8 protein-coding genes are annotated in these 9,377 nt (G+C 60.1%); 7 read left to right on the plus strand and 1 reads right to left on the minus strand.

What is annotated here, in order from left to right:
- Positions 1-114 precede the first annotated feature (114 nt).
- Positions 115-1,398 carry an arsenic transporter gene (locus tag ACW9IR_RS27015; protein ID WP_457465686.1) on the plus strand — a complete coding sequence of 428 codons (1,284 nt, stop codon included), beginning with the start codon at positions 115-117 and terminating at the stop codon, positions 1,396-1,398.
- Positions 1,399-1,502: 104 nt separating this feature from the next.
- On the opposite strand, the gene ACW9IR_RS27020 is transcribed toward ACW9IR_RS27015, so the two are convergent.
- Positions 1,503-2,453, minus strand: a complete 951-nt coding sequence (locus ACW9IR_RS27020; RefSeq protein ID WP_457465688.1) for a DUF1853 family protein — start codon at positions 2,451-2,453, stop codon at positions 1,503-1,505.
- A gap of 115 nt (positions 2,454-2,568) precedes the next feature.
- On the opposite strand from ACW9IR_RS27020, the gene ACW9IR_RS27025 reads away from it, so the two are divergent.
- The 6 genes from ACW9IR_RS27025 to pepN are packed head-to-tail and all read left to right on the plus strand — an operon-like array spanning position 2,569 to position 9,085.
- Entirely contained in the window at positions 2,569-3,459 is an 891-nt protein-coding gene (locus ACW9IR_RS27025) for an NAD(+) kinase (RefSeq protein ID WP_003224174.1), read from the plus strand.
- Positions 3,459-4,430 (plus strand): metallophosphoesterase, encoded by a 972-nt coding sequence (locus ACW9IR_RS27030; RefSeq protein WP_007919225.1) that lies wholly within the window; start codon positions 3,459-3,461, stop codon positions 4,428-4,430. Before ACW9IR_RS27025 ends, ACW9IR_RS27030 begins: the two co-directional genes overlap by 1 nt.
- Positions 4,427-5,296 (plus strand): rhomboid family intramembrane serine protease, encoded by an 870-nt coding sequence (locus ACW9IR_RS27035; protein WP_102899176.1) that lies wholly within the window; start codon positions 4,427-4,429, stop codon positions 5,294-5,296. The genes ACW9IR_RS27030 and ACW9IR_RS27035 overlap by 4 nt, the downstream gene beginning before the upstream one ends.
- 33 nt (positions 5,297-5,329) lie before the next feature.
- On the plus strand, positions 5,330-5,590 hold the full coding sequence (locus ACW9IR_RS27040) for a YeaC family protein (protein ID WP_007919229.1): 261 nt from the start codon (positions 5,330-5,332) through the stop codon (positions 5,588-5,590).
- Positions 5,587-6,417 (plus strand): DUF2797 domain-containing protein, encoded by an 831-nt coding sequence (locus ACW9IR_RS27045; RefSeq protein ID WP_457465691.1) that lies wholly within the window; start codon positions 5,587-5,589, stop codon positions 6,415-6,417. The genes ACW9IR_RS27040 and ACW9IR_RS27045 overlap by 4 nt, the downstream gene beginning before the upstream one ends.
- A 10-nt stretch (positions 6,418-6,427) precedes the next feature.
- Complete coding sequence (gene pepN, locus ACW9IR_RS27050; RefSeq protein WP_457465693.1) at positions 6,428-9,085, plus strand: aminopeptidase N; 2,658 nt, start codon at positions 6,428-6,430, stop codon at positions 9,083-9,085.
- Positions 9,086-9,377: the final 292 nt, after the last annotated feature.

Genomic DNA, 9,377 nt, shown 5'->3' on the forward strand with positions numbered 1-9,377 from the left:
TGTGGTCCGACATTCAACCTCTTTGGTAACTGACAGTCCGCTATCGCGAGCAGGCGAAGGCCTACAGGTTTTGTGTTGGCTTCATAACCCCATTTCAATTTAAGGCTGTTGCGGATGCTCGCTGCATCACTGATTTTCCTGCTGACCATTACCCTTGTCATCTGGCAACCCAAAGGCCTCGGCGTCGGCTGGAGTGCGACGCTTGGCGCTGTGTTGGCGCTGATCTTCGGCGTTGTACACCTGAGCGATATTCCGCTGGTGTGGCAGATCATCTGGAACGCTACCGGCACCTTCGTCGCGCTGATCATCATCAGTCTGTTGCTCGACGAAGCTGGTTTTTTCAATTGGGCCGCATTGCACGTGGCGCGCTGGGGGCGCGGCAGTGGGCGCAAGTTGTTTGCGTTTATGGTGCTGCTCGGCGCGCTGGTGTCGGCGTTGTTCGCCAATGACGGTGCGGCACTGATTCTCACGCCGATCGTGATCTCGATGTTGCTGGCGCTGCGCTTTTCCCCGGCGGCGACGCTGGCATTCGTCATGGGCGCAGGGTTTATCGCCGATACCGCGAGCCTGCCGCTGGTGGTGTCGAACCTGGTCAACATCGTCTCGGCAGACTTCTTTCACATCGGCTTCAACCGCTACGCAGCGGTGATGGTGCCGGTGAACTTCGTCAGCGTGGCGGCGACGCTGGGCATGTTGCTGTGGTTTTTCCGCCGCGACATTCCCAAGGCTTACGACCCGGAGCAGCTTGAGCATCCAGAAACCGCGATCCATGACAAAGCCACGTTTTATGCGGGCTGGGTGGTGTTGGTGATTCTGCTGATCGGTTGTTTTGCGCTGGAGCCGCTGGGCATTCCGATCAGTGCGATTTCCGCCGTGTGCGCCGCGCTGTTGTTGGGAATCGCCGCCCGCGGCCACAAGATTTCCACGCGCAAGGTGATGAAAGAAGCGCCTTGGCAGATCGTGATTTTTTCGCTGGGCATGTATCTGGTGGTGTATGGCCTGCGCAATGCCGGGTTGACCGGGTATCTGGCCGGTTGGCTGGATGTCTTTGCCGGTCATGGTGTGTGGGGCGCAGCAATGGGCACGGGCGTGCTGACGGCGTTGCTGTCGTCGATCATGAACAATTTGCCGACAGTGTTGATTGGCTTGTTGTCGATTGATGCCAGTCAGGCGAGCGGGGTGGTCAAGGAAGCGATGATCTATGCCAACGTGATTGGCAGTGACCTGGGACCGAAGATCACGCCGATTGGCAGTCTGGCGACGTTGCTCTGGCTGCATGTGCTGGAGCGCAAGGGCATTCACATTGGTTGGGGGTATTACTTCAGGGTCGGGATTGTGTTGACGGTGCCGGTGTTGTTGGTGACGTTGGCGGCTTTGGCTGTGCGGCTTTCACTTTAGACCGAGGTGACCCCATCGCGAGCAGGCTCACTCCTACAGGGGAACGCATTCCAATGTAGGAGTGAGCCTGCTCGCGATGGGGCCGGTACCAACACTACAAAAGCTCAGGCCTGGCCGGGTACATTCGGCCAAAGATCCGACACCAGAAACAACCGCTCCGCCTCTTCCCATTCCCCCCGCGCATTCTCGATCAGGCGCACCATCAACTGCGCCGGGGCCAGCGGTTCAAGATCTTCCAGCCAGATCCGTAAATGCTCCAACGTCCAGGTCTGATCCGCCGGATAATGCGCCGGCGCCAGCCAGGCGTGGCGGGGCAGGGGTTGCCAGCGTCCGGCCGGACGTTGCGCGACAAACGCCGGCCAATCCTTCTGATGCAACCAACTGCCGCGCAAATGCTGCGGATGCGCACCGTTCGGTGATTCAGCCTGTCCAGGCCACGGATACAACAAATAACCGCCCAGCCACAGTTGCGCACTGAACACCTCGATATCCAGCGCCGCCAGCACTTCGCGACTTTCCGGACGCGCCGAGATTGGCAACTGATGTTCGGCCAGATGCGCCAGTTTACGATCGAGCCGATCATGACAGCCCGGCCCCAGCCACTGCGCCGCATCACGACCGTCGCCATTCTGCGGGCCGAGATAAAGCTTGATCGCCAGCTCCAGGTGATGCACGCCATCGCGGTCACGCAGCAGCATGTCCAGTTCGCCGAGGGTGTGGCCCTCGCGGCGGATCGGCAGGTTGGCGGCGATCAGCTCGATGCCCGGTGCATGCTCCACGGCAAACTGCCACAGCCGCTCGTAATACAGGCCCAGGCGCCGCGTGCGTGCCTGCGACAACCAATGCAGCAAGCCATAACTGTCGCGGTCGAGCTGGCGCAACCAGTGTTCCAGTCGCTCTGGATCGTGCACCCAATCGCTGCCCGCCAGCGGATGGCGCTGCGGCCACGGCGTGGTGGCGAGCATCGGCGGGGCGAGGATCACCCACGCCAGATCGCGCACTTCCGGGTGGCGTAATTGGTGGGGCAACTGCAGCAAGTCGGGAAATAGGATCATCTTGCGAGCATAGCCGTAAACACGAGCACACCCCTGAGGCTGAAAGGATTTTGTCTAACCGGCGCTTTCGCCCATAATCGGGTTTTTCGCGTTTTCGATTGTCCGCAGAGGTCCCATGGAGCAATTTCGTAATATCGGCATCATCGGTCGCCTGGGCAGTTCCCAGGTGCTGGATACCGTCCGCCGACTGAAACGGTTTCTGCTCGATCGTCACCTGCATGTGATCCTCGAAGACACCATCGCCGAAGTCCTGCCGGGCCACGGCCTGCAAACTTCGTCGCGCAAGATGCTCGGCGAAGTCTGCGACATGGTCATCGTCGTCGGCGGTGACGGCAGTCTGCTCGGCGCCGCTCGGGCGCTGGCCAAACACAATATTCCGGTGCTGGGGATCAACCGTGGCAGCCTCGGTTTCCTCACCGATATTCGCCCGGACGAGCTGGAAGTCGAAGTCGCCAAGGTACTCGACGGCCACTATCTGGTGGAAAACCGCTTCCTGCTGCAGGCCGAAGTGCGCCGCCATGCCGAGGCCATCGGTCAGGGCGATGCGCTCAACGACGTGGTGCTGCACCCGGGCAAATCGACGCGGATGATCGAGTTCGAGCTGTACATCGACGGCCAGTTTGTCTGCAGCCAGAAGGCCGACGGCCTGATCGTCGCCACGCCGACCGGTTCCACCGCATACGCACTGTCCGCCGGCGGGCCGATCATGCATCCCAAGCTCGATGCCATTGTGATCGTGCCGATGTACCCCCATATGTTGTCGAGCCGGCCAATTGTGGTCGATGGCAACAGTGAGCTGAAAATCGTCGTGTCGAAAAACATGCAGATTTACCCGCAAGTCTCCTGTGACGGGCAGAACCATTTCACCTGCGCGCCGGGCGACACCATCACCGTCAGCAAGAAAGCGCAGAAGCTGCGCCTGATTCACCCGCTCGATCACAACTACTACGAAGTCTGCCGCACCAAGCTCGGCTGGGGCAGCAAGCTGGGCGGTGGAGGCGACTGATGCTCGATCCCGCGCGCAGTTATGACCTGATTGGTGACGTGCACGGATGCGCCCTGACCCTCGAACACTTGCTGGACCGTCTCGGTTATCACAAGCAGGGCGGGGTCTGGCGGCATCCTTCGCGCATGGCCGTGTTCGTCGGCGACATCATCGACCGTGGCCCGCGTATTCGCGAGGCCTTGCACATCGTTCACGACATGGTCGAGGCCGGTCAGGCTTTGTGCATCATGGGCAACCACGAATTCAATGCTCTGGGCTGGAGCACCCCGGCGCTACCGGGCAGCGGCAAGCAGTTCGTGCGCGAACACACGCCGCGCCACGCACGCCTGCTGCACGAAACCCTGACCCAGTTCGAAGATCATCCCGGCGACTGGCATGATTTCCAGCGCTGGTTCTATGAGCTGCCGCTGTTTGTCGACGCCGGACGCTTCCGGGTTGTGCATGCCTGTTGGGATGCCGGCCTGATCGAACCGCTGCGCGCGCTGTTCCCCAATGGCTGCATCGATGAACACTTCCTGCAGGCCTCGGCCGTGCCGGACAGCTTCGCCTGCACCGTGTTCGACCGTCTGCTGCGCGGCACCGACATGCGCCTGCCGGATGGCCTGACCATGACCAGCGGCGATGGTCTGGTGCGCTCGTTCTTCCGCACCAAGTTCTGGGAAGACGATCCGAAAACCTACGGCGATATCGTTTTCCAGCCTGATGCACTGCCAGATCCGGTGGCGCAGAAGCCGCTGACCTCCAGTGAAAAAAACAATTTGCTGCGCTACGGCGTCGACGAGCCGTTGCTCTTCGTCGGCCACTACTGGCGCAGCGGCAAACCGGCGCCGATCCGCCCGAACCTCGCGTGCCTGGATTACAGCGCGGTGCTCTACGGCAAACTGGTCGCCTATCGTCTGGATCAGGAAACCCGTCTGGATCCGCATAAATTTGTCTGGGTCGATGTCGAACGGCCGGAGGTGCTGCAATGAGTGCGATAGCGGTATTGCGTCTGCCGTTGGCGGTGGACCTGAGTGGTTTCGTCAAACTGCTGCAACGCATGCAGGTCCCGCATCGGGTCAGCGAGGAGGCGGGCGAGCAAGTGTTGTGGGCGCCGGCGGAAATCAGCGATGACGTGCGTTCACTCTACGAACGCTTCCCGGCGGGCGACCCCGATCAGCAAATGGACATCCCCGTCGCGCCAACCTTCAAGCGTCCGAGCTTCGTCGAGCAACTGAAGTATGCCAAGGCCACCGGGTTCATCCTGTTGTTGTGCCTGATCGTTGGCGGATTGACGTACCTCGGTGAGAACCTGCAAACCCTGCGCTGGCTGACTTTCCTCGATTTTCAGGTAGTCGGCGAGTACATCCATTTCACACCGTTGGCCGACAGTCTGGCGGCGGGGCAGTGGTGGCGGCTGGTCACACCGATGCTGATCCACTTCGGCATCCTCCACCTGGCCATGAACGGCATGTGGTACTGGGAGCTGGGGCGGCGCATCGAGTCGCGCCAGGGCAGCATCAACCTGATCGGCCTGACGCTGCTGTTCAGTCTGGTGTCCAACTACGCGCAGTTTGTCTGGAGCGGCGCGACCTTGTTTGGCGGCCTGTCGGGCGTACTTTACGGCTTGCTCGGGCATTGCTGGATCTTCCAGCTGCTGTCGCCGAACCCGGCCTATCGTCTGCCGCGTGGTGTACTGGCAATGATGCTGATCTGGTTGTTGGTGTGCATGTCCGGGCTGATCTCGGTGATCGGCTTCGGCGAAATCGCCAACGCCGCGCATGTCAGCGGGTTACTCATCGGATGCTTCACCGGTTTGTTGGGTGGTTTGTATAACCGCCGTAAACTGGCCGCCTAAAATTTTCTGTAGATAAAGAGCACGGAGACCCTGATGTCCTCTTTTAACGACATGATCAACAACATCACCCCGGACATCTACGAGAGCCTGAAGCTGGCCGTGGAAATCGGCAAATGGTCCGACGGTGGCAAGCTCACCGCCGAACAGCGCGAACTGTCGCTGCAGGCGATGATTGCCTGGGAAATCCAGAACCTGCCTGAAGACCAGCGCACCGGTTACATGGGCCCGCAGGAATGTGCGTCGAAGTCGATTGAAGTGCCGAACATCCTGTTCAAGTCGGATGCCATCCATTGATCGAGATTGGCCGCGGTGCAATCAGCAAAATGTCGGCGCGCCTGGACGGGCCGAACGTGCAATACGCGTTTCGTCTGGATGACGTCGAGGTGCCGGTCAACCCGTTGATCGGCACCACGGTGCGTCTGGAGTACCTGGGGGCGATCCACTGCACCCATTGCGGGCGCAAGACCAAAACCAGTTTCAGCCAGGGTTACTGCTATCCGTGCATGACCAAACTGGCGCAGTGCGACCTGTGCATCATGAGCCCGGAGCGCTGCCACTATGACGCCGGCACCTGTCGCGATCCAGCGTGGGGCGAGCAGTTCTGCATGACCGACCACGTGGTTTACCTGTCCAATTCGTCTGGGATCAAGGTTGGCATCACTCGTGCTACGCAGCTGCCGACTCGCTGGATTGATCAGGGTGCGTGTCAGGCGTTGCCGATCATGCGCGTTGCCACACGGCAGCAGTCCGGTTTCGTTGAAGACCTGTTCCGCAGTCAAGTGGCTGACAAAACCAACTGGCGCGCGCTACTCAAAGGCGATGCGGCGGCGGTCGATCTGGCGCAGGTGCGCGATCAGCTGTTCGACAGTTGCGCCGAAGGTCTGCAAGGCCTGCAAGAGCGATTCGGCCTACAAGCAATTCAGACGATTGCCGATGTAGAACCTCTCGAAATCCGCTATCCGGTCGAGCAATACCCGGCGAAAATCGTCAGCTTCAACCTGGACAAGAACCCGATTGCCGAAGGCACGTTGTTGGGCATCAAAGGCCAGTACCTGATCTTCGATACCGGCGTGATCAATATTCGCAAGTACACGGCTTATCAGCTCGCCGTGCATCAATAAGGACTCCAGCATGCGCACCGAACAACCGAAGATGATTTACCTGAAGGACTATCAGGCGCCCGAGTACCTGATCGACGAAACACACCTGACCTTCGAGTTGTTCGAGGATCACAGCCTGGTGCACGCGCAGTTGGTCATGCGCCGCAACCCGGCTCGTGGCCCGGGCCTGCCGCCGCTGGTGCTCGATGGTCAGCAGTTGGAGTTGCTCTCGGTGACCCTGGCCGATAAAGAACTTGGCGCTGCTGACTATCAATTGTCTGAAAACCATCTGACCCTGCAGCCGACCGCCGAAACCTTCACGGTCGACACCAGCGTCAAGATCCACCCGGAAACCAACACCGCGCTGGAAGGCCTGTACAAGTCCGGCACGATGTTCTGCACCCAGTGCGAGGCCGAAGGTTTCCGCAAGATCACTTACTACCTCGACCGCCCGGACGTGATGAGCAAGTTCACCACCACCGTGGTCGCGGAGCAGCACAGCTATCCGGTGCTGCTCTCCAACGGCAACCCGATTGCCTCGGGCCCGGGCGAAGACGGCCGGCACTGGGCAACCTGGGAAGACCCGTTCATGAAACCGGCGTACCTGTTCGCGCTGGTGGCCGGTGACTTGTGGTGCGTTGAAGACAGCTTCACCACCATGACCAACCGCAACGTCGCACTGCGCATCTACGTCGAGCCGGAAAACATCGACAAGTGCCAGCACGCGATGACCAGCCTGAAGAAGTCGATGCGCTGGGACGAAGAGGTTTACGGTCGCGAGTACGATCTGGACATCTTCATGATCGTCGCCGTCAACGACTTCAACATGGGCGCGATGGAGAACAAAGGCCTCAACATCTTCAACTCCAGCGCTGTGCTCGCTCGCGCCGAAACCGCCACCGACGCTGCACACCAGCGCGTTGAAGCAATCGTTGCTCACGAATACTTCCACAACTGGTCGGGCAACCGCGTGACCTGCCGCGACTGGTTCCAGCTGTCGCTGAAAGAAGGCTTCACCGTATTCCGTGATTCCGGCTTCTCCGCCGACATGAACTCGGCCACGGTCAAGCGCATTCAGGACGTGGCTTATCTGCGCACCCATCAGTTCGCCGAAGATGCCGGCCCGATGGCTCACGCCGTGCGCCCGGACAGCTTCATCGAGATTTCCAACTTCTACACCCTGACCGTGTACGAAAAGGGTTCGGAAGTGGTCGGCATGATCCATACCTTGCTCGGCGCTGAAGGTTTCCGTAAGGGCAGCGATCTGTACTTCGAGCGTCACGACGGTCAAGCGGTCACCTGCGACGATTTCATCAAAGCGATGGAAGATGCCAACGGCGTCGACCTGACCCAGTTCAAGCGCTGGTACAGCCAGGCCGGCACGCCGCGCCTGGCGGTGAGCGAGTCTTACGACGCTGCGGCGAAAACCTACAGCCTGACCTTCCGCCAGAGCTGTCCGGAAACCCCGGACAAAGTTGAAAAACTGCCGTTCGTGATTCCGGTCGAGTTGGGCCTGCTCGACAGCCAAGGCAACGAGATTGCCCTGCGTCTGAGCGGTGAAGCCGCAGCGCAAGGCACCACCCGCGTGATTTCGGTCACCGAAGCCGAGCAGACTTTCACCTTTGTCGACATCGCTGAACAACCGCTGCCATCGCTGCTGCGCGGCTTCTCGGCGCCGGTGAAACTGAGCTTCCCTTACAACCGCGATCAATTGATGTTCCTGATGCAGCACGACAGCGACGGTTTCAACCGCTGGGATGCCGGTCAACAACTGTCGGTGCAAGTGCTGCAAGAACTGATCGGCCAGCAGCAGAAGGGCGAGAGCCTGAAGCTCGACCCGCGCCTGGTGTCGGCGCTGCGCACGGTGCTCTCGGATGAGTCGCTGGATCAGGCCATGGTCGCCGAGATGCTGTCGTTGCCGGGTGAGGCGTACCTCACTGAAATCAGCGAAGTGGCTGACGTCGATGCGATCCATATCGCTCGCGAGTTCGCGCGCAAGCAACTGGCCGAAGGCTTGTTCGAGGCGCTGTGGCTGCGTTATCAGGCCAACCGTGACCTGTCGAAAAAGACCCCGTATGTGGCCGAGGCCGAGCACTTTGCTCGTCGCGCGCTGCAGAACATTGCGCTGTCGTACCTGATGCTTAGCGGCAAACCGGAAGTACTGGCAGCGGCGCTCGAGCAATTCGAAAGCGCCGACAACATGACCGAGCGCCTGACTGCGCTGGCGGTGCTGGTCAACTCGCCATTTGAAGAGCAGAAAGCCTTGGCGCTGGCCAGTTTCGCCGAGCACTTCAAGGACAACCCGCTGGTCATGGATCAGTGGTTCAGCGTGCAGGCCGGCAGCACCTTGCCCGGCGGTCTGGAGCGGGTGAAAGCGTTGATGCAGCACCCGGCGTTCAACATCAAGAACCCGAACAAGGTGCGTGCGCTGGTCGGTGCGTTTGCCGGGCAGAACCTGATCAACTTCCACGCGGCGGATGGCTCCGGCTATCGTTTCCTCGCGGATCTGGTGATCGAGCTGAACGGCTTCAACCCGCAGATTGCTTCTCGCCAATTGGCACCGCTGACTCGCTGGCGCAAATATGACGATGCGCGTCAGGCGTTGATGAAGGGCGAGCTGGAGCGGATTCGGGCATCGGGGCAGTTGTCGAGTGATGTGTATGAGGTGGTGAGCAAAAGTCTGGCTTGATGGTGTATTGGAGTCGGTGTTCCAGCTGTGGATCGGCCCTCACCCTAACCCTCTCCCAGTGGGAGAGGGGACTGACCGAGGTGTCTTTGCGCTATACGCCGACCTGAAAGTCCGGAGTCGAACTCAGGGTCTGAAAAGCCCCTCACCCTAGCCCTCTCCCAGTGGGAAAGGGGACTGATTCAGGTGTCTTTGCGCTATGACCTGAAAGTCCGGAGTCGAACTCAGGATCTGAAAAGCCCCTCACCCTAACCCTCTCCCAGTGGGAGAGGGGACTGACCGAGGTGTCTTTGCG

Source organism: Pseudomonas sp. SDT291_1_S447, assembly GCF_054070155.1.

What these genes read in the sequence shown, in the direction of transcription:
- ACW9IR_RS27015 (WP_457465686.1), top strand. Translation starts at nt 115, where the DNA reads ATGCTCGCTGCATCACTGATTTTCCTGCTGACCATTACCCTTGTCATC.
- ACW9IR_RS27020 (WP_457465688.1), bottom strand. Translation starts at nt 2,453, where the DNA reads ATGATCCTATTTCCCGACTTGCTGCAGTTGCCCCACCAATTACGCCAC.
- ACW9IR_RS27025 (WP_003224174.1), top strand. Translation starts at nt 2,569, where the DNA reads ATGGAGCAATTTCGTAATATCGGCATCATCGGTCGCCTGGGCAGTTCC.
- ACW9IR_RS27030 (WP_007919225.1), top strand. Translation starts at nt 3,459, where the DNA reads ATGCTCGATCCCGCGCGCAGTTATGACCTGATTGGTGACGTGCACGGA.
- ACW9IR_RS27035 (WP_102899176.1), top strand. Translation starts at nt 4,427, where the DNA reads ATGAGTGCGATAGCGGTATTGCGTCTGCCGTTGGCGGTGGACCTGAGT.
- ACW9IR_RS27040 (WP_007919229.1), top strand. Translation starts at nt 5,330, where the DNA reads ATGTCCTCTTTTAACGACATGATCAACAACATCACCCCGGACATCTAC.
- pepN (WP_457465693.1), top strand. Translation starts at nt 6,428, where the DNA reads ATGCGCACCGAACAACCGAAGATGATTTACCTGAAGGACTATCAGGCG.